Genomic DNA, 22,552 nt, shown 5'->3' with positions numbered 1-22,552 from the left:
CGCTGTTAGCGGCGCGTGGGGGCCCTGTTAGGGCCGGTCGGAACGATGCCCTTCCCACGAGCCGAGAGAGGTCGGTGCACATGTCGACACGCCCGCTACGGACGACGCTGGTCTGCGTGACGGCGATCGCGGCGACGGGTACGGCCCTGCTGTCCGCGCCCGCGGCCGCGGCCGCGGCGGACACACGAGGGTCCGGGCACGGCGCCACCCGAGCCGCCATGGACGCCGCCGTCGCGGCGGGTGTGCCCGGTGTCGTGGCGGAGGTGCGCGACACCCATGGGGTGTGGAAGGGCGCCTCGGGCGTCGCCGACCTCACCACGAAGCAGCCGCGCGGCCACGGCGACCGGTTCCGCGCGGGAAGCGTCACCAAGACCCTGGTGGCCACCGTCCTGCTCCAGCTCCAGGCGGAGGGCAGGGTCGACCTCGATGCCACGGTCGACCACTACCTGCCCGGACTGGTGCGGGGGAACGGCCACGACGGCACGAAGATCACGGTGCGTCAGCTGATGAACCACACCAGCGGCATCTTCAACTTCACCGACGACGCCACGTTCGCGAAGAAGGTGCTCGGCATCGACTTCCTGGAGTCCCGCTACGACGACTGGACTCCGCAGCAGGTCATCGCCCTCGCCCTGGAGAACCCTCCCCAGTTCGAGCCCGGCACCTCGTGGAAGTACTCCAACACCAACTACCTGCTGCTCGGGCTGATCGTCGAGAAGCTGACCGGGCGGCCCTACGCCGAGGAGATCGAACGGCGCGTCACCGGGCCGCTGGGGATGCGCGCCACGCGCTTCCCCGGAACCGACCCGCATGTGCCCGCGCCCACCCGGCACTACTCCACCTTCACCGAGGACCCGGGCAAGACCTACGACGTGACCGAGCTCAACCCGTCCTGGGCCTGGGCGGCGGGCGAGATGATCACCAACTCCGCCGACCTCAACCGCTTCTTCGGCGCGCTGTTCGGCGGCAGGCTGCTGCGTCCCGCCCAGCTCCGGCAGATGACGAGGACGGTGTCGACGGAGGGCAATCTGCCGGGCCAGCGCTACGGCCTGGGCCTCATCGAGTACGAGACGAGCTGCGGGGTCCCGGTCTGGGGCCACTCGGGCGGGATCCACGGCTCCTCGACCCAGTCCTTCGGCTCCAGGGACGGCCGCCACATGATCACCCTGAACTTCAACGGGGACTGGGTCGGCGGCGGCAAGAACGTCGTCTCGGCCGAGTTCTGCCCGCCCCGGAACCCTTGATAAGGCTAGCCTTGCCTTACTTTCGCTAGGCTGTACGGACAGATCAACGGACGCGCACACCCCGGGAGCCCTCCTTGGGCGAGCCGTGGCCCGTGGTGATCGAGGAGGTCCACGACCGGCTCACCGAGCGGGACCGGGACATCCTCACCCGCTCCCCGCTCGAGATCGACGAGGTCTATCCGCACTGCCCGCAGTCGCTGCGCCGCTCGGGGGTATGGATCCGGCCTCGTGGCGGACGGGCTGAGATCACGGTTCAGGCACCCCCCTCTCGGCATTAACTAAGGTTAGGCTAACCTTCGCCGCGTGAGATCAGGTGAAGAAACGGCCGGCGGACAGCGTCTGCGCGGGCATCAACTTTCGGCCACGGGTGTGACCGTGTCGTACGACGGCGTGGATGTCGTGCACGACGCGGCGATCGCGCTCCGGCCCGGTGAGGTGACCGTCCTGGTCGGCCCCAACGGCAGCGGGAAGTCGACGCTGCTGCGGACGATCGCCCGGCTGCAGCGGGCCCGCGAGGCCGCGCTCAGGATCGACGCCGGCACCGACGGCCTCGCCCTGACCGCCCGGGAGTTCGCGCGGTACGTGGCCCTGCTGACCCAGGGCCGGCCCACGCCCAGCGGGCTGACCGTGCGGGACCTCGTCGAGTTCGGCCGCTACCCGTACCGGGGCCGCTTCGGCCGCCCGGACCCGGACGCCTCGGCCGCTGTCGAGCGGGCGCTCGCGCTGACCGGAGTCACGGACCTCGCCGAGCGCGGCGCCGACCACCTCTCCGGCGGGCAGTTGCAGCGGGTCTGGCTCGCGAGCTGCCTCGCCCAGGAGACCGGTGTGCTGCTGCTGGACGAGCCGACGACCTATCTCGACCTGCGCTACCAGATCGAACTCCTCGACCTCGTCCGCGATCTGGCGGACGACCACGGGATCGCCGTCGGGGTCGTGCTGCACGACCTCGACCAGGCGGCGGCCATCGCCGACCGGATCACGCTGCTCGAAGCGGGCCGGATCGTCGCCGAGGGCCGGCCCGAGGAGGTCCTGACCCCGGAACGGCTCACCGCCGTCTACGGCATCCGGATCGACGTCGACACAGACCCCCACACCGGCCGACCGCGGACCCGTCCGATCGGCCGGCACCACACCCGTACCACCCGAAGCGAAAGGCTCGGCACCACCTCATGAGACGTCTCCTGCTCACCGCCACCACCACGGCCGCGGCACTCACCCTCGCCGCCTGCGGCACCACCGAGCCCGCCGCGGACAGCTCGAAGAAGACCTCCGAGGCCATCACCCTCACCGACTCCACCGGCGCGAAGGTCGAACTCGACGGCCCGGCCAAGAAGGTCGTCGCCACCGAGTGGAACGAGGTCGAGAGTCTCATCACCCTCGGTGTCGACCCGGTCGGCGTCGCCGACGTCAAGGGCTACAAGACGTGGGACACCGCCGTCCCGCTGAAGAACGAGCCGAAGGACATCGGCACCCGCGGCGAGCCCAGCATGGACACCGTCGCCTCCCTCGCCCCCGACCTCATCGTGGCCAGCTCCGACCTGCCCGACGCGGCCGTGAAGCAGCTGCGGAAGATCGCCCCGGTGCTGGAGATCAAGTCCGCCGACGCGTCCGACCAGATCGGGCAGATGTTCACCAACCTCGACCTCATCGCCAAGGCCACCGGCACCACCGACAAGGCGAAGGCCGCCCGGACGAGCTTCGAGGCCAAGGTCGCCGAGGGCAAGAAGGCCCTCACCGAGGCCAAGCTCGACGGCTCCGACATCGCCTTCGCCGACGGCTACGTCACCTCCAACCAGGTCTCCCTGCGCCCGTACACCGACGGCTCCCTCATCGGGTCGGTCAACAAGCAGCTCGGCCTGAAGAACGCCTGGAAGGTCAAGGGCGACCCGGCCTACGGCCTCGGCACCACCGACGTCGAGGGCCTCACCGCCCTGCCGAAGGACGTGCGGTTCGCCTACATAGGCAACGACGAGGACAAGTCCAGCAACCCGTTCTCCGGCCAGCTGAAGAAGAACGCCGTGTGGACGTCCCTGCCGTTCGTCAAGGCGGACAAGGTGCACCGGCTGCCCGACGGCATCTGGATGTTCGGCGGTCCGCAGTCGATGGAGGCGTACATCGACGCCCTCGTCGACGCGCTGACGAAGTAGCGGGGTCATGGCCGTCACCGAAGCGCCCCCCGTCACCCGTACACCGGCGGCCGCGTCCCGTACGGGCGCGGCCGCGGTGACGGCCGGGCTCGTCCTCCTCGTCGCCGCCCTCGCGGTCGTCGACATCACCCAGGGCACCGCCGCCGTCGGACCGGCGCAGGTGTTCAAGGCCCTGACCGGGCAGGCCGATCCGGGCGACGCGTCCGTGGTCATCGCCTCCCGGCTGCCGCGGATGGCCGCCGGCCTCCTGGTGGGCGTCGTCCTCGGTATCGCGGGCGCCGTCCTCCAGGCCGTCAGCCGCAATGTGCTCGCCTCGCCCGACACCCTCGCGGTGAACGCCGGTTCGTACCTGGCGCTCGGGCTGGTCGGCGCGACCGGCCTCTCCCTGCCCCTGCTGGCCTCCTCGGGCGTCGCCTTCGCGGGCGGGCTGGTGGCGGCGGCCGTCGTGCTCGCCCTGTCCGGGCTCGGCACGGGCACCGTACGGCTGGTCCTCGCCGGCACGGCGCTCGCACTCGGCCTGAACTCCGTGACGGAGGGACTGCTCCTGCTGTTCCCGCAGCAGACGGAGGGCCTCTACCAGTGGAACCAGGGGAGCATCGGCCAGAACGGCTTCGACGGCGTCCTGCAGATGCTGCCCGTCGCCCTGGCGGGACTCGCCGGGCTGCTGCTGGTCGCCCGGCGGGTCGACGCGCTCGCCCTCGGGGACGACGCGGCACGCGGTCTTGGCGTCCCGGTCCACGCCACCCGCGTCACGGTGGTGGTGCTGGCGGCGCTGCTGTCCGCGGCGGCCGTCACGCTCGCCGGGCCCATCGGCTACGTCGGGCTCTGCGCCCCCGCCCTGGTGCGTCCGCTCGCCCGCCGGTTCCGGGGCTTCGTCCGCGCCCGCGCGGCCCTGCCCGTGGCCGGGCTCACCGGTGCCGCGCTGGTGCTCGGGTCGGATGTGCTGCTGCGGACCCTCGTCCCCGCGGACACGGCGGTCGCCGTGCCCACCGGCATCGTCACCAGCCTGGTCGGTGCCGTGTTCCTGGTGGTGACCGCCCTCCGGCTGCGGGACACGGCCGGCGCCGACGCACCGGACCGGCTGCGCACCCCCAGCCGGACGGCGTTCCTGGTCACGGTGGGCGTCCTGGCCGCCGTGGTCGTGGGTGTCACGGTGGCCGGCGTCCTGCTCGGCGACAGCAAACTCCTGCTCGGCGATGTCGCGAACTGGGCGCAGGGGCGGGCCGGTCAGGCCGTCTCCTTCGTACTGGACACGCGGGTGCCGCGGGTGCTCGCGGCGCTGTGCGCGGGCGCGTCGCTCGCCCTGGCCGGCACGCTCGTGCAGGCCGTGACCCGCAATCCGCTCGCGGAGCCGGGCGTTCTGGGTGTCTCCGGCGGCGCCGCGCTGGGTGCCGTGCTGCTCGTGACGACCGTGCCCGCCGTCGGCTCCTGGGGCCTCGCGGGTGCCGCGTTCGGGGGTGCCGCGCTGGCCTCCGCCGTCGTCTTCGGGCTCGCGGCCCGGGGCGGCTACCGGCAGAACCGCCTGGTCCTCGTCGGGATCGGCATGGCCGCCGGCTCCACGGCCCTGATCAGTCTGCTCATCGTGCTCACCGACCCCTTCAACGCCACGAAGGCGCTGACCTGGCTGTCCGGTTCGACATACGGGCGGACCATGCCGGACGTCGTGCCCGTCGCGCTGGTGCTGGTGCTGGGCCTGGCCGTCGCGGTCGCGCGGCGCACCGAGCTGGATCTCGTCTCCCTCGACGAGGACACCCCGCGGCTGCTCGGCCTCGGACTGCCCCGGGCCCGGCTCGGTTTCCTGGTTCTGGGTGTCCTGCTCGCCGCGACCGCGGTCGCATCGGCCGGCACCATCGGCTTCGTGGGTCTCGTGGCGCCGCACGCGGCACGTGCCCTCGTGGGCCGGCGGCATGTGCGGGTGGTGCCGGTCGCCGTCCTGCTCGGTGCCGCGCTCGTCTGCACGGCCGATCTGCTCGGCCGGACCGTCATCGCCCCCGCCCAGCTGGGTGCCGGACTGATGACGGCGGTGATCGGCACGCCGTACTTCCTGCGTCTGCTGGTACGGAGCCGAAAGGCGACATAAGGCACCTAAAAGGTCATCAATGGCTAAAATGCCTCACACCTGCCTGTTGTATGGATCCACGCACAACGGGAGTGAGGGAGCATGGCCAAGGACATCACGGACGCGGGCCCGCCAGCGTCCGCGAGCCTGAAGCCCAATGCGATCGGGTTCCTCGACGCTCTGGTCATCGGGCTCAACGCGACCTCACCGGCGTACTCGGTGGCGGCGGTCATCGGCCCGGTCGTGGCGCTGGTGGGCATCTACGCCCCCGGGGTGATGATCGCGTCGTTCGTGCCGATGCTGCTGATCGCGTCGGCCTTCTACTACCTCAACAAGGTCGACCAGGACTGCGGCACGACCTTCTCGTGGGTCACCCGGGCCATGGGGCCGTGGGCGGGCTGGCTCGGCGGCTGGGCCATCGCCATGACGGGTGTCCTGGTCGTCGGGTCGCTGGCGGACGTCGCCGTGACCTTCTTCCTGCTCGCGGTCGGTCTGGACAGCTGGGCGGACAACGACGCCGTCCGCCAGGTGCTGACCGTGCTCCTCGTCCTGGTGATGACGGCCGTCTGCGTGATCGGCATCGACGTGTCGGCCAAGGTGCAAAACGTCCTCATCCTGGCGCAGGTCGCCTGTCTGCTGGTCTTCGCCGTGGTGGCTCTCTACCGCGTCTACGCCGGCACCGGCACACTCGACGCCATCGAACCGGAGTTCAGCTGGCTCGATCCCTTCGGAGCGGGCGGGGCGTCCCTGACCGCCGCCCTGCTGCTGGGCGTGTTCATCTACTGGGGGTGGGAGTCGGCGGTCAACCTCACCGAGGAGACCGAGGACTCCGCCACCGCCCCCGGCAAGGCGGCCGTGTGGTCGACGGTGCTGCTCCTGGTGACCTACCTCGCGGTCGCGTTCGCGGTCGTGGGGTACGCGGGAACGGCCTATCTGGCCGAGAACGCGGCGGAGGAGGAGTTCATCTTCGCGCTGCTCGCCGAAGAGGTGATGGGCGGCTGGGACTGGGTCGTGCTGCTGGCGGTCTCGACGTCCGCGCTCGCGTCGACGCAGACGACGATCATCCCGGCGTCGCGCACCGGCCTGTCGATGGCCCGCCGCCATGCGCTGCCCGCGCACTTCGGCCGTATCAACCCCCGGTTCCGCACGCCCGACGTGAGCACCTGGTGGGTCGCCGGTATCGCCATCGTCTGGTATCTCGTCCTCTACCACATCAGCGAGAACGCCCTCTTCGACTCGCTGACCGCGCTGTCCCTGCTGATCGCGTTCTACTACGCGCTCACGGGTCTCGCCTGCGCGGTCTACTACCGCCGCCAACTGACCCGCAGTGCCCGCAACTTCTTCCTGATCGGGCTCGGCCCGCTGGTCGGTGCCGGGCTGCTGGCCTGGCTGCTGGTGGAGTCCGTGGCGGACATGTCCGACCCCGCCAACTCCTACAGCGGCGTCTCGTGGTTCGGGCTCGGTCCCCCGCTGGTCATCGGTATCGGCATCATCGTCACGGGCGTGATCCTCATGGTCGTGTGGCGGCTGATCACCCCCGTGTTCTGGTCGGAACACCCCAGCGTGGTCGACCCCGACCTCGTCCCCGGCAAGCACGGCAAGGAGTCCTGAGATGTCGGTGGTCCTCGGCTACGACGAGTCCCCGGGCGCCCGGAGCGCGCTGCGCGTCGCGATCGAGGTGGCGGCCGCGTACGGCGAACCGCTGGTGATCGTCTACGGAGCCGCGGCCCCGGGCGTCACGGGCGAGGAGTACGGCGCTCACCACGAGGCCGTCCGCGAGGCCGGGACCACCGTGCTCGGTCACGCCGTCCGGGTCGCCGACGAAGCCGGCGTGCCGAGCACCGTCGAACTCATCGACCAGCGGCCCGCGCAGGCGCTCATCGACGCCGCGGCACGCCACGACGGCAGGGTGATCGTGGTGGGCACCTGGGGCGAGAGCCCGGTGCGCGGCGCCCTGCTGGGCTCGACCCCCCACAAACTCCTGCACCTCTCGAACGTCCCCGTCCTGTGCGTGCCGGCCACCGCCGGGTCATGAGCCGCCCGGGCGCGGCCTCTTCAGCGGGCTGAAGGCGTACAGGTCGAGGATCTCGGGCCGGGGGGCGACGCCGGGGCCGCCCTCGCGGACCCAGGTGACGATGTCCTCGGTCGCGGCCGGGTCGTTGACCAGACCGAACCACACCGGCCGGGCCCCGGCGGCCCGGCCCGCCGCGGACGGCTGTACGACGATGACGTTGGCCTGGTCGCAGACGTCGAGGCACTCGGAGACCCGCACGGGCGCCGCCTCGCGCAGCCGCTCGGTCTGGGCCGCGTGGTCGACGCCGGTCACCTTGCGGCTGCCGCAGCAGCAGTCCCGGCACACGACGACGCGGCACGGAACCCCTCCGGCCGGGGTTGCGGACATGCCGCACCCTTCCTCTCTCCGGGGAGATCCGCCCCGGTGGTTCGTCGAGGAGGCGACCGCGTGAGTCTCCTGGCTCCCGGCCGAGGCCGGTCACAGTGGCGGGACCGCGCCGGATTCACACCGGCTTCCTCGTTCCGCCGTCGCCATGTCGCCCGCCATCATTCCATGCGGCCGGAGCACCGGTTCGGTCCGTCTCGCCGGCCTGCGCGGACGGGGGCCCCGCAGGTCACGTTCCTTCCCTGAGCGGGTTGGGCAGCGGCAGGTAGCGGGCGTCGGCGCCGTTCGCGCCCGTCCAGCGCAGCAGGAGGTTCGTCTTGGCGGGGAGGGTGGGCGAGGTGAGCAGGCCGGAGATCTCGGGCAGGTCGTGGCGGGCGAGTTCGCGGCGGGCGGCGGGCCAGGGGGCGAAGCCGGGCCGGCGTTCGGCGAGGGCGCCGGCGATCTCGGTGAGGTGGTTGACGACCAGGCAGTACACGAGCCGCTCCCAGCCGGCCTCCCGGGAGACGTCCGAAAGCAGCTTCACGCCCTCGGCGTCCCGGTACAGCGCCTGCACGGGCATGCCGTCGGCGTCCACGGCGACCAGGGTGTTCTGCAGATGGGCCTCGATGACGACGCCGTGCCGGGCGAAGGTCTCCAGCGCCGGGGGCACCACCTGCGCCAGGTACGCCGCCCACCACGCCCCGGGGTCGGCGGCGCGGTCGAGCGGGCTGCCGTCGAAGCCCTCGACGAGTCCGGCGGCGAGCAGCGGGGTCGCGCCGGGCAGGAGACGGCCGGCGAAGCCGTCGCGGACGAGGACGGCCAGGGCCTCGAAGGCGAAGTCCGCGGTGCGGTACCCGCGGTCGCCGAGCCAGGCCGGGGGGCCGTCGAACGTCTCGAAGGCGGCGCACACGGCCGTGTCGGTGCGGCGCAGGGCGAGCAGGTCGTGGCGCCACAGCCGGCGGATGTCGTTGGTGATGCGCACGTCCAGGCTGAACTTCAGGAACAGGTCCTGCTCGGGTGCGTAGAGCGTGCGGATCGCGGCCGTGGGCCAGGTGTCGAAGGCGGTCGTGCCGAGCCGGACCAGCCTCCCGTCCGCGAAGGCGGCGGCGAGCTCCGCGCTCGCCAGGTCGAGCTGCCAGGGGTGGGCCGGGAGCAGCCGGTAGCCGGGCGGGGCGGTGCCGAGGGCGTCGAGGGCCGAGGTGTCGCCCTCCTCGACGACGGTGTCCTCGCGCAGCCCGAGCAGGGTCAGCGGGAAACGGGCGTACGCCTCGGGCGCGTACGGCAGCCAGCCCGCGGCCGGGCCGCCGCCACGCGCCTTGGGGGCCGGGTGGTGGGTGTGGCCGGTGAGGAGGCACTGCTCGGAGCGCAGATAGGGATCGTCGGGCGGGGTGGCGCGCTCGCGGGCTTCCAGCAGGGCGGCCACGGCGTCCCTGCTGTCGATCATCTCGGCGGGCAGTTCGTGGTTGGACAGGCCGGTGTGCCGTCGCAGTTCCTCGGCGACGAGTTTGACCAGCTCGGTGTGGCCGACGCACTGCCAGCCGTCCGGCCCCTCGACCTCGGGCTCGGCGGGCCGCCGCGTCCCGCGCACCCGCAGCAGCCGGTCTCCGCCGGGCAGTCGGTAGATCCGGTGCTCGCCGGTCCGGCGCACCGGCCGGGCCACTTCCCGCAGCAGGCAGTTCAGCAGCGGCACGGCGGCGTACGCGTCGGCGGGCGGGGGCATGAGGTCCACGCGATCCACTCGTTTCCCTGCGTTCCTTGTGTTCTCCACGTTCCCAGCGGCCCTTCCGGGACTTCCGGACTTCCTGGCGGAGATGATCAGTATGCCGGTCGCCGTCATCGCGCCGTGACGCCCTATTCGTACCCGAGGAGCCCGCCCGTGCACCGTTTCCCCACCGCCGAGGCCGAGGTCGCCGAGGAACTGGCCGTCGTACGCCCTGGTCTGCTGCCGCGGTACGAGGCCGAACTGCCCGGTGCCCGGGCGGCCGTGCTGTCCCGTCTGTGGCGCGGTCTCGCCCATGATCCGCTGCCCTGGGTGGCCCGCGGGGAGCCGGCCCGGGACGGGCTGACCCTGTTCCTGACCGACGGCCGCCGGCTGCACGGCCCGCCGCCGGATCCGTACGCGACCGGCGACCACGTCACCGTCGTCGGGCTCGACGGCGTGGATTACGACGATCCGGCGCGGCTGGTGACAGACCTCGCCGTTCCGCACTCGGCCTCCTTCGCCGCCGAACTCGGGCACAGTGTCGCCTCGTTGGCCCTGTCGAGAGCGGGGCAGGAGGGCCACTCGGCCGACGAGTGGCCGGGGAACGACTGGGAGTGGGAGCAACGGATCGTCGACGGGCATCCGTTCCACCCCACCTGCCGGTCCCGGCCGGGTTTCTCGGTGGCCGAGCAGCTCGCCTACGGGCCCGAGCACCGGCCGGTCGTGGAGCTGGGTCTTGTGCCGGTGCGGGCGGAGGAGTGCCTGGTGACGGGGGCCTGGCCGCGGGACCTGCGGGACGGGCCGCGTGTGGTGCTGCCGGTGCACCCCTGGCAGGCGGCGCACGTGCTGAAGCGGGCGTGCGAGGAGCGGCGCGCCGGGCATCCGCTGATGTCCCTGCGGACGCTCGCCCTGCCCGGCGGGCCGCATGTCAAGACCTCGCTCAGCGCCCGGCTGACGTCCTCGGTGCGGGACATCTCGCTGCCCTCGGTCGCCGCGTCCGCGCTGCTGTCGGACTTCGCCGAGACGCCCGCCGCGCGCATGGACGGCCTGCTGCACATCACCCGCACCCTGGGCGCCGCGGCGGCCGGTTCCCCCGACTTCGCGGCCGTGCTGCGGGAGTCGCCGCAGACGTACGCCGGGAGCGGTGAACGGGTGCTGCCGGTGGCGGCGCTCGCGACCAGCGCCCTGCCCCGCTCCCCCGCCTGGCTGGCCGGCTTCGCGCGCCTCGCCCTCACCGTCGGGCTGCGGCTGCTGGAGCTGGGCGTGGCTCTGGAGGCGCACGGCCAGAACCTCCTGGTGGTCCTCTCGCCGGAGGGCGATCCGCTGCGGCTCGTCTACCGCGATCTGGCCGACATCCGCGTCAGCCCCGCCCGCCTCGCCCGGCACGGCATCACGGTGCCCGACCTGCCCGCCCGAATGGTCACGGACGACGAACGCACGCTGCGCCGCAAGCTGTTCGGCTCGCTGGTGGCGGGCGCGCTGGCCGGGACGGCGGGGTCGGGGGCGGCGCTCGCGGCGGCGCTGGAGACGGCCGTGGACGACCTACCGCGCACCCCGGACCTCACGGCGCTCCGCACGGACCCCCTGCCCACCAAGGCGCTGACGCTGATGCGGCTCTCGCCGCAGACGCCCGGGGACCAATGGGCGGAACTGCCCAATCCCCTTGCGTGAGACTCGTCTTGCAGCCCGGCTTTTGGAGCACGACCCCGGAGATCAATAAGATCCGCCGATGATCACAAGAAAACGGCTGGCGGCGGGCGTCTGCGCCCTGCTCGCCGCGCTGACGGCCGGGATCGCCTTCCCGGCCGGAGCGGCCGCCGGCGAACCCACGGGCCAGGCCGCCCCCAAGGTCGACCTCGTCCTCGATGTGAGCGGCTCGATGCGGGCGCGGGACATCGACGGACAGTCGCGGATGGCCGCCGCGAAGCAGGCGTTCAACGAGGTACTCGACGCGACGCCCGAGGAGGTCGAACTCGGCATCCGCACCCTCGGCGCCGACTACCCCGGGGACGACCGGAAGACGGGCTGCAAGGACACCGCGCAGCTCTACCCGGTCGGCCCGCTGGACCGCACCGAGGCCAAGACGGCCGTCGCCACGCTCACCCCGACGGGCTGGACGCCGATCGGCCCGGCCCTGCTGAAGGCGGCCGACGACCTCGACGGCGGCGACGGCTCCAAGCGCATCGTGCTGATCAGCGACGGCGAGGACACCTGTGCCCCGCTCGACCCGTGCGAGGTGGCCCGCGAGATCGCGGCGAAGGGCATCGGACTGACCATCGACACACTGGGCCTGGTGCCGACCGCCAAACTGAGCAGGCAGCTGAGCTGCATCGCCGAGGCCACCGGCGGCACCTACACCTCGGTGGAGCACCAGGACGAACTCACCGACAAGGTCAACCAGTTGGTGGACCGGGCGGCCGATCCGGTGGTGACGCCGGTGGCGGCCGAGGGCGCGTCCCGGTGCTCGGAGGCGCCGACGCTGAAGTCGGGCCTGTACAGCGACCGGGAGGAGTTCGGGCAGCAGCGCTGGTACCGGGTGGACGTCCTGCCGGGTCAGGAGCTGCGCGCCTCGGTGAGCGTGGCGGCGGACCGGGCCGTGAACCCAGCCTACGGCGTGCTGTTGCGGGCCGTGACGCTCAAGGGCCGGGAGATCGTGCGCGGCGAGGCGGCGGGCAACGGCCGTACGGATGTGATCTCGACGGGGCTCAGGCACCCCGAGCCCGAGCGCGACGACGCCGACGGTGACAAGCCGGCCGCGGAGGCCGTGTGCCTGGCGGTCACCCACTCCTTCTCGGCGGCCTCCGGCGTGAAGACCACGCCCGGGCTGCCGCTGGAGCTGACCGTCGACGTCGTGGACGGGCCGAGCCGGGCAGGCGACGTGGCCTCCTTCGGCCTCGGCCGCGGCTGGTGGCTGCTCGGCGCGCTGATCCTCACCGGCTTCCTCGCCGGTCTCGTCTGGGGCTGGCTTTCGCGCTGGCGGGTCGCGGTCTGGAGGACCAACTGATGCGAGTGATACGTGCGTTGAGCGCGGCGTTGCTGACCCTGGGGCTCGCGGCCGCTCCTGCCGCGGCCGACGCCTCGCCGAGCCCGTCGCAGGACACCTCGGCGGCGCCCACCCGGGCCGGCACCTCCTTCCGTACCGCGACGGAGATCGAGCAGGGGCAGCGCGCCACGGCGAGCGGCTCCACCGGCGACTACCTGTACTGGTCGTTCCCCGCCGACACCGGGCAGCGCCCCACGGTCACGGCGAAGGTGAAGCTGCCGGACACCCACGCGCCGCAGACCTGGCAGATCGACGTGTACGACGGGCTGCGCCGCCGCCAGGCCTGCCAGTACGGGGCGCAGACGCGCACCGCCGCCGCGGACGCGGCCTCGGTCGAACTCGCCTGTGTGCTGCGCACGGTCCGGGCCTGGTCGGAGCCGTGGGCGAACGACCCGCTGCAGGGCACGTACTACGTCCGGCTGACGGTCACCGGCGTCGCCGCATCCGACCTGGGCCTCCCGGTCGGCTCCGAGGTACGGGTCGACTCCAAGGACATCGGCGGATCCGCGGCGGTGGACGGCTCGCTGGCCGAGCCGCTGGTGCCGGGGATCGCGACGCGGTCCGGGGACGAGGAGGAGTCCTCGGCGGTGCTGGCCGGGCTCCAACCCGAGGACGGCTGGGCGTCCGGCTGGTGGTCGGACCGGTGGGTGTGGACCGCGGTGGGCGGCGTGCTGGCCGCGCTGGCGGGGGTCGCCGGGTACACGCTGACACGCGGCTCGGGGCGGCCGTCACGGGTGCCGCCCGCCGCCTGACCTGCCCTGGACTCTGAAGGCCCGCTTCGCGCGGGCCTTCTGTCATGTGTCGCGCAGTGCCTTGGCGAGCGTGCCCTCGCCGCTCACCTCGACCCGGCCCTCCCTGACCGCCTGGACCAGGCTCAGCTCGCCCCGGCCGATGGCCGTACAGGTGCCGGTGTCCAGCACCAGCCGGGCGTCCGGCTCCCCGGGGGCGGGCCCGTCGCCGTACACGGGTCCGTCCTCGGCACCGGCGTAGAGGTGGAAGTGCCCTTCCTCCAGACGGACTTCGACCAGCCCCTCCCCGTCCAGCCGGCGCAGCAGCGGCAGGGCGAACCAGTGCGCCCGCACGGCGTCCGTCGGCCGCCGCTCCCCCAGGTCCCCCTGCCCCCACTCCCCCAGCGCTTGCAGCACCGGCAGCAACCCCCGCCCCCGCTCGGTGAGTTCGTACACGGAGGCCGCGCCGGGCGGTGGCAGCCGACGCCGGGTCGCGAGGCCGTCGCGCTCCATGTCCCTGAGCCGGGAGGCGAGTACGTCCGTGCTGACGCCGGGCAGGTCCGCGTGCAGATCGGTGTAGCGGCGGGGACCGGCGAGGAGCTCCCGGACGATCAGCAGGGTCCAGCGGTCGCCGACCAGGTCGAGCGCGCGGGCGGCGGAACAGTACTGGTCGTAGCTTCGGCGAGGTGGCATGCGACGCAGTCTAGACAAGTTGTTGGACTTTCCAAGCAGCTACTTGGTAAAACCAAGCAACACCAATCGGCCGAGGGGAAGCGCGCGCATGGAGTTCCGGCAGTCGAGCAAGCTCAGCGAGGTCTGTTACGAGATCCGCGGCCCGGTCATCGAGCACGCCAACGCGCTGGAGGAGGCGGGTCACAGTGTGCTGCGCCTGAACACCGGCAACCCGGCGCTCTTCGGGTTCGAGGCGCCGGAGGAGATCGTCCAGGACATGATCCGGATGCTGCCGCAGGCGCACGGCTACACCGACTCGCGCGGTGTGCTGTCCGCCCGCCGGGCGGTGGCCCAGCGCTACCAGACGCTGGGCCTGGAGGTCGGCGTCGACGACGTCTTCCTCGGCAACGGCGTGTCGGAGCTGGTCTCCATGGCCGTACAGGCGCTGCTCGAGGACGGCGACGAGGTCCTGATCCCCGCCCCGGACTTCCCCCTGTGGACCGCGGTGACGACTCTGGCCGGCGGCAAGGCGGTCCACTACCTGTGCGACGAGCAGGCCGACTGGTATCCCGACCTGGACGACATGGCGTCGAAGATCACGGATCGGACCAAGGCGGTCGTGATCATCAACCCGAACAACCCCACCGGCGCGGTCTACCCGAAGGAGATCGTCGAGGGCATCCTCGACCTCGCCCGGCGGCACGGCCTGATGGTGTTCGCCGACGAGATCTACGACCAGATCCTCTACGACGACGCCGTGCACCACTCGGCCGCCACCCTCGCCCCCGACCTGGTCGTTCTCACCTTCTGCGGCCTGTCGAAGACCTACCGGGTGGCGGGCTTCCGCTCCGGCTGGCTGATCGTCACGGGCCCGAGGCAGCACGCCAAGGACTACCTGGAGGGCCTCACCATGCTGGCCTCCATGCGACTGTGCGCCAACGCGCCCGCCCAGTACGCCATCCAGGCCGCGCTCGGCGGCCGGCAGTCCATCGGCGACCTCACCGGGCCGGGCGGGCGGCTGCTGGAGCAGCGGGACGTGGCCTGGCAGAAGCTCAACGAGATCCCGGGCGTGACCTGCGTGAAGCCGAAGGGGGCGCTGTACGCCTTCCCGCGCATCGACCCCAAGGTGCACAAGATCCACGACGACGAGAAGTTCGTCCTCGACCTCCTGCTGCGCGAGAAGATCCAGGTGGTCCAGGGCACGGGCTTCAACTGGCCGAGCCCGGATCACTTCCGGATCCTGACCCTGCCGCACGCGGACGACCTGGAGGCGGCCATCGGACGGATCGGGCGATTCCTCGGCGGGTACCGCCAGTAGGCCCGGTTGTCAGTGGCGGGTCGTAGCCTTCGAGCAAGTGGGGCGAGTGCCCCGGGGCTGTGCCGGAGAGGAGCGCGCCGTGACCCGACCGCCGACCGCCGCGCAGCGGCGTGTCATCGACGCCGCCGACCCGGTCACCGGACGGCTCAGGGGTACGGAGGCGCAGCTCGCGGCGCTGGTGAAGCGCGGGCTGGCCTTCCGGCACCCCCGGCCGCCGCACGATCACTTTCTGACCCCGGAGGGCCACCGGGTACGGCAGGGCGTGACGGGGACGCCCGGGCCGGCCGGGGAGGCCCCCGCGTCGGCGGGCGTCTTCGCGGCGCGCGTCGGGGGCGAGGAGACGGTGCCGGAAGCCGGCGGGCCGGTCCGGCGGCGTGAGGTGCACAGCGCCTGGCAGGGCCTGCTGGAGCTGCGCCGGATGACCAACCCGGACGGGGCCACGGACCGGCCGTGCGGCTGGGAGCGTGCGCATCTGGCCGAGGCCGCCGCGCTCGCCCTGGAGGCGGCCGGGCACCAGCCGGCCGCACAGGGCTCCGAGGAGGGGTACCGGGTGCGGACCACCCCGCAGCCGGAGGCCGTGGCCGTGTACGAGCCGGACGGCGAGGCACTGCGCGCCTGCGCGGCGACCCTGGAGGGGGCAGGCTGGCAGGTGAGCGACCACCGTGAACCGCGCACCGGAAACCGGTATCTCCTGGCTTCGCCGCGCCGAGCGTGATGGGCATGCCAAGATCGGTGGATCGTTGCGCGATGCACGAGAGTCCGGTGCGAGAGCGTCCGGTGCGAGAGGGGAATGCCGTGAGCGAACCGTTTTCCGTCCCTGTGACCGTCCGCGGTTACGAGACCGACGTGCAGGGCCACCTCAACCAGAGCGTGTACCTGAACTACGCGGAGCACGCCCGCTGGTCGTTGCTGCACGCCGCGGGGATCAGCCAGTCCGCGCTCACGGGAACGGGCGTGGGCCCGGTGGCCCTGGAGACGACCATCCGCTACAAACGTGAGCTGCTCGCGGGCGACGAGGTCGAGGTGACCTGCGCCTTCGACTGGGGCAGCGGCAAGACGTTCCGTATCGAGCAGACCGTCCGCAAGACCGACGGCACGGTGGCCGCCGAGATCACGGCGGTCGGCGGCGTCCTGGATCTCAAGGAACGCAGGCTGGTCGCCGACCCCGCGAAGGTCTTCAAAGAACTGGCCACGGACCCGGGCCTGTTCGGCCTCTAGGCGGCGCGGGTCGCGCCGGTGATCTCCTCCCCCGCCTCCATGGGATGGGTGACGTCCTGGGCGTCCTTGTTGCCCAGGTGGTTGAAGACCAGGTTCAGCAGGACCGCCGCCACACACCCCGTGGAGATGCCCGAGTCCAGGACGATCCGCGCCGTCTCCGGGAACGCGTGGTAGAACTCCGGCGCCGTGATGGGGATGATCCCGACGGCCAGGGAGACGGCCACGATCAGGACGTTGTTGTCCTTGTCCAGGCCGGCCCTGACCAGGGTCTGGATGCCGCTGGCGGCGACCGAGCCGAACAGGACCACGCCCGCGCCGCCGAGCACCGGGCGCGGTACGACGGCGATCAGCGAGGCGGCCATGGGACACAGGCCCATCAGCACCAGGAAGCCGCCGCCGGTGGCGACGACGTACCGGCTGCGGATCCTGGTCATGGCGACCAGGCCGATGTTCTGCGCGAAGGCGCTGCACATGAAGCCGTTGAAGAGCGGGCTGATCGCCGAGCCGAGGGTATCGGCGCGCAGGCCGGCCGCGATGGTCTTCTCGTCGGCCGGGCGGTCGACGATCTCGCCCAGCGCCAGCATGTCGGCGGTCGACTCGGTCATCGAGACCACCATCACCACGCACAGCGAGATGATCGCGGCCAGCTGGAACTGCGGGGCGCCGAAGTGGAACGGGGTCGGGAAGCCGATGACGGCCGCGTCCGCGACCGGAGCGAAGTCCGTCGCGCCGAACGGGATCGCGATCAGCGTGCCGGCGACCAGGCCGAGCAGCACCGCGATCTGCTTGACGAAGCCGGTGGTGAAACGGCGCAGGAGCAGCACGATCAGCAGGGTGACGGCGGCCAGCCCCAGGCTGGTCGCCGAACCGTAGTCGTGCGCCGCCGGGTCGGGTCCCTGCGCCCAGCCGAAGGCGACCGGGAGGAGGGAGATGCCAATGAGGGTGATGACCGTGCCCGTGACCACCGGCGGGAAGAAGCGCACGGCCTTGCTGAAGAAGGGGGCCGCGATGAACCCCAGGAGTCCGGCGACGATGACCGCGCCGAAGATGATCGGCAGGGCATCGGACTTGTCCTCGGTGGAGGCGACGATCGCGGTCATGGGGGCGACACCGGCGAAGGTGACGCCGTTGACGAAGGGCAGCCGGGCGCCGATCTTCCAGATGCCCAGGGTCTGCAGGAACGTGGCGAGGCCCGCGGTGAACAGGCAGGCGCCGGTGAGGAAGGTCAGATCGGTGGCGGACAGGCCGATGGCCGCGCCGACGATCAGGGGTGGGGCGACGACTCCCGCGTACATGGCGGCCACATGCTGGAGGCCGGTCGTCGCCATCTTGAGCGCGGGGAGTTTCTCGTCAACGGGGTGGTCGGCCACAGCGGCGTCCCTCCGGTCGGGTACACGGCCGCGTCGATGGCTGCCGTGGGTGTCAAGGAGGTGGTGCGGGTGGTCGTGCGGGACCGGACATGCGGATGACGGGAGGACCGTTCCGGGGCGCACGCATCCGCGCGCCCCGGAGACGGCACCGTGGTCCCCGCTCGGGTCCACGGCCACCGGCCGGGAGCCGTCCCTCCCGGCCGGAGTCATCGGGGTGTTCAGCCCTGCGCGGCGATCCTCGCCAGCCGCTGGGCCTCGTCCCGCGTGGCGCGGGCGATGGCGTCCTCATCGGCCGTGAGCAGCCGCCCGTCCTCGACGATCTGCCGGCCGTCGACGAAGGAGGCGGTGACCGGGGCCGCCGCGCCGAAGACCAGGGCGGTCACGGGGTCGGCGATGGAGGCGTGGGCGACCGTGTCCAGCTTCCACAGGACCAGGTCGGCGAGCTTGCCCGGCTCCAGGGAACCGGTCTCCGCCGCCCGGCCCAGGACCTGGGCGCCGCCGTGGGTGCCGAGGCGCAGGGCCTGGCGGGCGTTCAGGGCGGCCTCCTTGCGCGGGCCGAGGCGGTTGATGAGGAGGGCGTTGCGCAGCTCGGTGTGGAGTTCGCCGGACTCGTTCGAGGCGGTGCCGTCGACGCCGAGGCCGACCGGGACGCCGGCCGCGAGCATGTCCGGGACCCGGGCGATACCGGCCGCGAGGCGGGCGTTGGAGGACGGGCAGTGCGCGACGCCCGTCCTGGTCCTGGCGAAGGCGGCGATGTCGGAGTCGTTCATGTGGACGCAGTGCGCCATCCACACGTCCTCGCCGAGCCAGCCGGTGGACTCGAAGTAGTCGGTCGGGCCCATGCCGAACAGTTCGTGGCAGAACTTCTCCTCCTCGACGGTCTCCGAACCGTGGGTGTGGAGCCGTACGCCGAGACGGCGGGCGAGCTGGGCGCCGTCCCGCAGCAGTTCGGTGGAGACGGAGAAGGGCGAGCAGGGCGCGACGGCGACCTGGGTCATGGCGTCGAAGGAGGAGTCGTGGTGCTGCCGGACGGTCTCCTCGGTCGCGGCCAGCGCGCCGTCCAGGGTCTCGACGGCGAAGTCCGGGGGCAGGCCGCCGTCCTTCTCGCTGCGGTCCATGGAGCCGCGGGCGAGGGTGAAGCGGACGCCCATGTCGCGGGCGGCGCCGATGATCGCGCCGGACAGGTCGCCGGAGCCCCGCGGGAAGACGTAGTGGTGGTCCATGGCGGTGGTGACGCCGCCGCGGGCCATCACCGCGAGCGAGCCCTGGGCCGCCGCGCGCACCATCGGCTCGTCGATGCGCGCCCAGACGGGGTACAGCGCGACCAGCCAGTCGAAGAGGTTGTGGTCCGTCGCCAGACCCCGGGTGATCCACTGGTAGAAGTGGTGGTGGGTGTTGATCAGGCCCGGGGTCACGAGGTGACCGGAGGCGTCGATACGGCGTACGACGTTCTCCAGGCCGTCGGGGGCCGTGCCCGCGCCGAGCGACTCGATGCGGTTGCCGGCGAGGACGACGTACCCGGAGGCGTACTCGGTGTCGTGCGCGTCGACGGTCGCGATCGCGCAGTTCTCGATGACGATGCGCCGGTCTGCTGCCATGGTTCGTCCTTTGCGCTGATGTGGAGAGGGCACGGCAGGACCCCGGGAGTTTGAGTGCCGTGGCCGGAGAGTCGGGTTCCCCGGCCACGGGTGCCGAAAGAGGGAGCGTCAGAGGTTGGTGAGGTCCACGGGGATGCGCGGCTCGCAGCCGTCCCGCAGGATCGTCGCCTCGATCAGGCCGTAGGGGCGGTCGGCGGCGAAGTACACCTCATTGTCGTTCTTCAGCCCGAACGGCTCCAGGTCGACCAGGAAGTGGTGCTTGTTCGGCAGGGAGAAGCGGACCTCGTCGATCTCACCGCGGTTCTCGATGATCCGCGAACCCATCTGGTACAGGGTCTGCTGGAGCGACAGCGAGTACGTCTCGGCGAAGGCCTGGAGCATGTGCTTCTTCGTCTGCTCGTAGGACTTCTCCCAGTTGGGCATGCGCTGGTCGTCGTCGGTCCAGTTGAATCGCCAGCGGCCGGAGACCTGGGTGGCCAGGATGCGGTCGTAGGCCTCCTTCAGCGTCGTGTACTTGTCCTTGACGTAGCCCCAGAACTCGGAGTTGGTCGAGTTCATCACGACGAGGTCCTTGAGGCCGGAGACGACCTCCCACCTCTCACCGTCGTAGGTGATCTGGGTGAGCCGTGTCTCCTGGCCCTTGCGGACGAAGGAGTGCTTGACCTCGTCGGCGCCGATGAACCGAGAGTTGGCGTCGGCGGCCTCGATCCGCTCCCAGGCGTACTCCTCGATGCGGATCCGGGCCGTCTTGATCGGCTCCTGCGAGGTGACGAAGTGCCGGGCGAGGTGGATGCCGAACTGCTCGGCCGACTCGATGCCGTGCTCCTTGGCGAACGCGTACACCGTGTTCTTGGTGGTGTCGGTGGGCAGGACGTTGGCGTTGGAGCCGGAGTAGTGGACCTCCTCCATGTCGCCGCTCAGCGACACGGACACGTTCAGGTCCTTGATGTGATGGGTGGCGCCGTCCCGCGTGATCTTGACGACTCGGTTCTCGGCCTTGCCGTACTGGTTCTGTCCCAGGATGGTGGGCATCTAGCTAGCTCCCTCGGTATACGGAGTAGCCGAACGGGTTGAGCAGCAGCGGTACGTGGTAGTGCTCGCCCGGTACGACGGCGAACGTGATCGCCACCTCCGGGAAGAACACACCGGCGCCGCTGTCCCGATTCGCGGGGGCGTCCTGCTGCGCATCGGCTTGCTTGTTCGCGACGTTCGCGAACTTCTCGAAGTACGGCTCCACCGCGAAGTCGAGCCGTACGTGGGTGGTCCCCTCCGGCAGGGCCGGGAGGTCCTTGCACCGGCCGTCCGCGTCGGTCGCGGAGCCGCCGAGCGCCTGCCATGCAGCGTCCCGGCCGCTACGGGCGGAGAGCTGGACTGCGACGGCCTCGGCGGGGCGGCCGATGCTGGTGTCCAGGATGTGCGTGGACACGGAGGCGGTGGTGCTGGTGCTCATGGTCAGGCGTCCTCTTCGGTCTTCCTCGAAGATCAGTCTTCTTCGACGAGGCGGGCGAGCCGGATACGGTTGATCTTGCCCAGCTCGGTGCGGACGATCTCCCGCTCCCGCTCCGGCGGGTTGCCGATCCGTTCCCTGACCGCGTCGCGCATCTGCTCGCCGGTCCGGCCGGTGGCGCAGATCAGGAAGACATGGCCGAACCTCTTTTGGTAGGCGAGGTTCAGCTCCAGCATCTCCGCCTTGAGCGCGTCGGAGGCGCCGGACATGCCGCGCTGTTCCCGGGCCGAGGTGGGGTCGCCGGTCTTGGGGCGGCCGATGGGCGGGTGGCCGGCCATCGCTTCCTCCAGGTCCGCGACCGTCAGGTCCGCCATGGCTGCGTCGCTCGCGGCGTACAGGTCCTCGGGGGTGGCGTAGGGGCGGGCGGCGAGCAGTCGCTTCGCCCACGCCGTGGAAGCGCACGCCTCGTGGAGCGCGGCGCGGGCCGCGTGCTCCTCGACGGTGTTGAACCGGGCCAGGCCCGGCGGCGTGGAAGGGGAAGTCACGGGAGCCTCCGTGGCCGGTTACGGCCTTCGTGCTGAACGGGCGTGCCGATAGCTAACGCCCTCCCGCGACGACACGTCAACAGTTTGTTGAAAATTGGCGACGAGGATACGGACGAGGTACGGCGGCCGGTCAGGCGCCCTTCTCGCGGTTCAGGTAGTTGTAGACGGTGAAGCGGCTGACGCCGAGGGCGCTCGCCACGGTCTCCACCCCGTGCCGCACGGAGAAGGCGCCGCGCGCCTCGAGTATCCGTACGACCTCCTGCTTCGCCTTGCGGTCCAGGTCGGCCAGCGGGCCCTTGCGGCGCTCCATCGCGGCGAGGATGTGATCGAGGGAGTCGGCGAGCTGTGGCAGCCGTACGGCTACGGCGTCCCTGCCCTCCCAGGCCAGGACGACGTCGTCGGGGCCGGCCTCGTCCGGCGGGATCATCTCCCCGCCCATGGCGTCGACCAGGGGCTTCACGGCCGCGATGAACGGCTCGTCCCCCGCGCCGCTCATGCCTCGCCCTCCTCGGCCACGTTGACCTGGAGCGAGATCCGGGTGGCGCCGGCCTCCAGGGCCTTGCGGAGCAGGGCGTCCACGGCGGTGAGCACCTCGTCGGCACCGCCCTCCGCTGTGTTGCCGAACGGGCCGACGTCCACGGCGTCCAGCTCGGCGGCCTCCACGACCTCGCGGGCCACCAGCGCGTGCGCGGGCGCCTCGTCCAGGTCGAAGGGCTCGGTCGTGAACTCCACTCTCAATCGCACTGCGCCCCCATAAAATCGCTCTGACCTGCACATTCTCTCAGTCGTCCGTCTGAGAGGGCACATCCGGGGCACTCCCCGTCGCCAGGGCATCAAACGCCCGGTCCACCGCCGCCCTGGTTCGGTCCTCCGACTCAGGGAAGAGGTGACTGTAGACGTTCAGCGTCATCGCGGCATTGGTGTGCCCCAGCCGCTCCGACACGACCTTAACGGACTCCCCTGCTGCGATCAGCAGAGAAGCGTAAGCATGACGCAGAGCGTGGGGGCCGGTGCCCTTGCCTCACGAATTCACGGCCTCGGGTCGCGCTGGTGACAGGGTGTGAGAAATGGCCCGGAGGGCGCC

The 22,552-nt window shown here is 71.7% G+C and carries 23 protein-coding genes, 1 pseudogene and 1 riboswitch; of the genes and pseudogenes, 13 read left to right on the top strand and 11 right to left on the bottom strand.

Features of this window, described 5'->3' with window-relative positions:
• The first annotated feature begins 80 nt into the window (after positions 1-80).
• The 7 genes and pseudogenes from ACWIF2_RS14365 to ACWIF2_RS14335 all read left to right on the top strand — a co-directional run bounded on the left by ACWIF2_RS14365 (position 81) and on the right by ACWIF2_RS14335 (position 7,485).
• Positions 81-1,244, top strand: coding sequence for a serine hydrolase domain-containing protein (locus ACWIF2_RS14365; RefSeq protein ID WP_454360537.1), 1,164 nt, complete (start codon positions 81-83; stop codon positions 1,242-1,244).
• A 74-nt stretch (positions 1,245-1,318) separates the two neighbouring features.
• Positions 1,319-1,402 (top strand): annotated as a pseudogene (locus ACWIF2_RS14360) (pyridoxamine 5'-phosphate oxidase family protein); the annotation flags it as partial.
• A gap of 145 nt (positions 1,403-1,547) precedes the next feature.
• A complete protein-coding gene (locus ACWIF2_RS14355) occupies positions 1,548-2,417 on the top strand; it encodes an ABC transporter ATP-binding protein (protein WP_454360536.1) in 870 nt (289 codons plus the stop codon).
• The gene (locus tag ACWIF2_RS14350; RefSeq protein WP_454360535.1) at positions 2,414-3,391 is read left to right on the top strand and encodes an ABC transporter substrate-binding protein; all 978 of its coding nucleotides are present in this window, start codon (positions 2,414-2,416) and stop codon (positions 3,389-3,391) included. The genes ACWIF2_RS14355 and ACWIF2_RS14350 overlap by 4 nt, the downstream gene beginning before the upstream one ends.
• Positions 3,392-3,398: 7 nt before the next feature.
• On the top strand, positions 3,399-5,471 hold the full coding sequence (locus tag ACWIF2_RS14345) for an iron ABC transporter permease (protein ID WP_454360534.1): 2,073 nt from the start codon (positions 3,399-3,401) through the stop codon (positions 5,469-5,471).
• Positions 5,472-5,552: 81 nt separating this feature from the next.
• The gene (locus ACWIF2_RS14340) at positions 5,553-7,061 is read left to right on the top strand and encodes an APC family permease (protein ID WP_454360533.1); all 1,509 of its coding nucleotides are present in this window, start codon (positions 5,553-5,555) and stop codon (positions 7,059-7,061) included.
• A 1-nt stretch (position 7,062) separates the two neighbouring features.
• Positions 7,063-7,485: a universal stress protein gene (locus ACWIF2_RS14335; RefSeq protein WP_454360532.1), complete on the top strand. Its 423-nt coding sequence runs from the start codon at positions 7,063-7,065 to the stop codon at positions 7,483-7,485.
• Here the strand turns inward: ACWIF2_RS14335 and ACWIF2_RS14330 are convergent.
• Together ACWIF2_RS14330 and ACWIF2_RS14325 are read right to left on the bottom strand one after the other, a co-directional pair.
• The gene (locus tag ACWIF2_RS14330) at positions 7,480-7,851 is read right to left on the bottom strand and encodes a (2Fe-2S) ferredoxin domain-containing protein (protein WP_454360531.1); all 372 of its coding nucleotides are present in this window, start codon (positions 7,849-7,851) and stop codon (positions 7,480-7,482) included. The genes ACWIF2_RS14335 and ACWIF2_RS14330 overlap by 6 nt on opposite strands.
• Positions 7,852-7,897: 46 nt before the next feature.
• A riboswitch (cobalamin riboswitch) is annotated at positions 7,898-8,020 on the bottom strand.
• Between the two features lie 57 nt (positions 8,021-8,077).
• Positions 8,078-9,547, bottom strand: coding sequence for an IucA/IucC family protein (locus tag ACWIF2_RS14325; protein WP_454360583.1), 1,470 nt, complete (start codon positions 9,545-9,547; stop codon positions 8,078-8,080).
• Between the two features lie 156 nt (positions 9,548-9,703).
• Between ACWIF2_RS14325 and ACWIF2_RS14320 the strand changes: the two genes are divergently transcribed.
• The 3 genes from ACWIF2_RS14320 to ACWIF2_RS14310 are packed head-to-tail and all read left to right on the top strand — an operon-like array spanning position 9,704 to position 13,324.
• On the top strand, positions 9,704-11,200 hold the full coding sequence (locus ACWIF2_RS14320) for an IucA/IucC family protein (protein ID WP_454360530.1): 1,497 nt from the start codon (positions 9,704-9,706) through the stop codon (positions 11,198-11,200).
• A gap of 58 nt (positions 11,201-11,258) precedes the next feature.
• Positions 11,259-12,533 (top strand): vWA domain-containing protein, encoded by a 1,275-nt coding sequence (locus tag ACWIF2_RS14315; protein WP_454360529.1) that lies wholly within the window; start codon positions 11,259-11,261, stop codon positions 12,531-12,533.
• On the top strand, positions 12,533-13,324 hold the full coding sequence (locus tag ACWIF2_RS14310) for a hypothetical protein (RefSeq protein WP_454360528.1): 792 nt from the start codon (positions 12,533-12,535) through the stop codon (positions 13,322-13,324). The genes ACWIF2_RS14315 and ACWIF2_RS14310 overlap by 1 nt, the downstream gene beginning before the upstream one ends.
• A gap of 42 nt (positions 13,325-13,366) precedes the next feature.
• Here ACWIF2_RS14310 and ACWIF2_RS14305 read toward each other — a convergent pair whose 3' ends face one another.
• Positions 13,367-13,993 carry a winged helix-turn-helix transcriptional regulator gene (locus ACWIF2_RS14305; RefSeq protein ID WP_454360527.1) on the bottom strand — a complete coding sequence of 209 codons (627 nt, stop codon included), beginning with the start codon at positions 13,991-13,993 and terminating at the stop codon, positions 13,367-13,369.
• Between the two features lie 88 nt (positions 13,994-14,081).
• On the opposite strand from ACWIF2_RS14305, the gene ACWIF2_RS14300 reads away from it, so the two are divergent.
• The 3 genes from ACWIF2_RS14300 (at position 14,082) to ACWIF2_RS14290 (ending at position 16,508) form a co-directional block, all read left to right on the top strand.
• Positions 14,082-15,290 carry a pyridoxal phosphate-dependent aminotransferase gene (locus tag ACWIF2_RS14300; protein WP_454360526.1) on the top strand — a complete coding sequence of 403 codons (1,209 nt, stop codon included), beginning with the start codon at positions 14,082-14,084 and terminating at the stop codon, positions 15,288-15,290.
• A gap of 79 nt (positions 15,291-15,369) precedes the next feature.
• Entirely contained in the window at positions 15,370-16,005 is a 636-nt protein-coding gene (locus ACWIF2_RS14295; RefSeq protein ID WP_454360525.1) for a hypothetical protein, read from the top strand.
• Positions 16,006-16,085: 80 nt separating this feature from the next.
• Positions 16,086-16,508, top strand: coding sequence for a thioesterase family protein (locus ACWIF2_RS14290; RefSeq protein ID WP_432968712.1), 423 nt, complete (start codon positions 16,086-16,088; stop codon positions 16,506-16,508).
• On the opposite strand, the gene ACWIF2_RS14285 is transcribed toward ACWIF2_RS14290, so the two are convergent.
• The 8 genes from ACWIF2_RS14285 to ACWIF2_RS14250 all read right to left on the bottom strand — a co-directional run bounded on the left by ACWIF2_RS14285 (position 16,505) and on the right by ACWIF2_RS14250 (position 22,465).
• Positions 16,505-17,878, bottom strand: coding sequence for a nucleobase:cation symporter-2 family protein (locus ACWIF2_RS14285; RefSeq protein ID WP_454360524.1), 1,374 nt, complete (start codon positions 17,876-17,878; stop codon positions 16,505-16,507). The two genes, ACWIF2_RS14290 and ACWIF2_RS14285, sit on opposite strands and share 4 nt — an antisense overlap.
• A 218-nt stretch (positions 17,879-18,096) precedes the next feature.
• A complete protein-coding gene (locus ACWIF2_RS14280; RefSeq protein WP_454360523.1) occupies positions 18,097-19,476 on the bottom strand; it encodes an 8-oxoguanine deaminase in 1,380 nt (459 codons plus the stop codon).
• Positions 19,477-19,584: 108 nt separating this feature from the next.
• Positions 19,585-20,508 (bottom strand): factor-independent urate hydroxylase, encoded by a 924-nt coding sequence (gene pucL, locus ACWIF2_RS14275; protein WP_454360522.1) that lies wholly within the window; start codon positions 20,506-20,508, stop codon positions 19,585-19,587.
• A 4-nt stretch (positions 20,509-20,512) separates the two neighbouring features.
• Complete coding sequence (uraH, locus tag ACWIF2_RS14270; protein WP_454360521.1) at positions 20,513-20,926, bottom strand: hydroxyisourate hydrolase; 414 nt, start codon at positions 20,924-20,926, stop codon at positions 20,513-20,515.
• A gap of 32 nt (positions 20,927-20,958) precedes the next feature.
• Positions 20,959-21,468 (bottom strand): 2-oxo-4-hydroxy-4-carboxy-5-ureidoimidazoline decarboxylase, encoded by a 510-nt coding sequence (gene uraD / locus ACWIF2_RS14265; protein ID WP_454360520.1) that lies wholly within the window; start codon positions 21,466-21,468, stop codon positions 20,959-20,961.
• A 130-nt stretch (positions 21,469-21,598) separates the two neighbouring features.
• Positions 21,599-21,964, bottom strand: a complete 366-nt coding sequence (locus ACWIF2_RS14260; protein WP_454360519.1) for a helix-turn-helix domain-containing protein — start codon at positions 21,962-21,964, stop codon at positions 21,599-21,601.
• Positions 21,961-22,212, bottom strand: a complete 252-nt coding sequence (locus ACWIF2_RS14255) for a thiamine-binding protein (RefSeq protein WP_454360518.1) — start codon at positions 22,210-22,212, stop codon at positions 21,961-21,963. Before ACWIF2_RS14255 ends, ACWIF2_RS14260 begins: the two co-directional genes overlap by 4 nt.
• A 37-nt stretch (positions 22,213-22,249) precedes the next feature.
• Positions 22,250-22,465, bottom strand: a complete 216-nt coding sequence (locus ACWIF2_RS14250) for a tyrosine-type recombinase/integrase (RefSeq protein ID WP_454360582.1) — start codon at positions 22,463-22,465, stop codon at positions 22,250-22,252.
• Between the last annotated feature and the right edge of the window lie 87 nt (positions 22,466-22,552).

The sequence above is a fragment of the Streptomyces sp. NPDC055506 genome, assembly GCF_053643595.1.
Note: the sequence above shows the minus strand (reverse complement) of the source record. Positions and strands in the feature narration are given on the sequence as shown.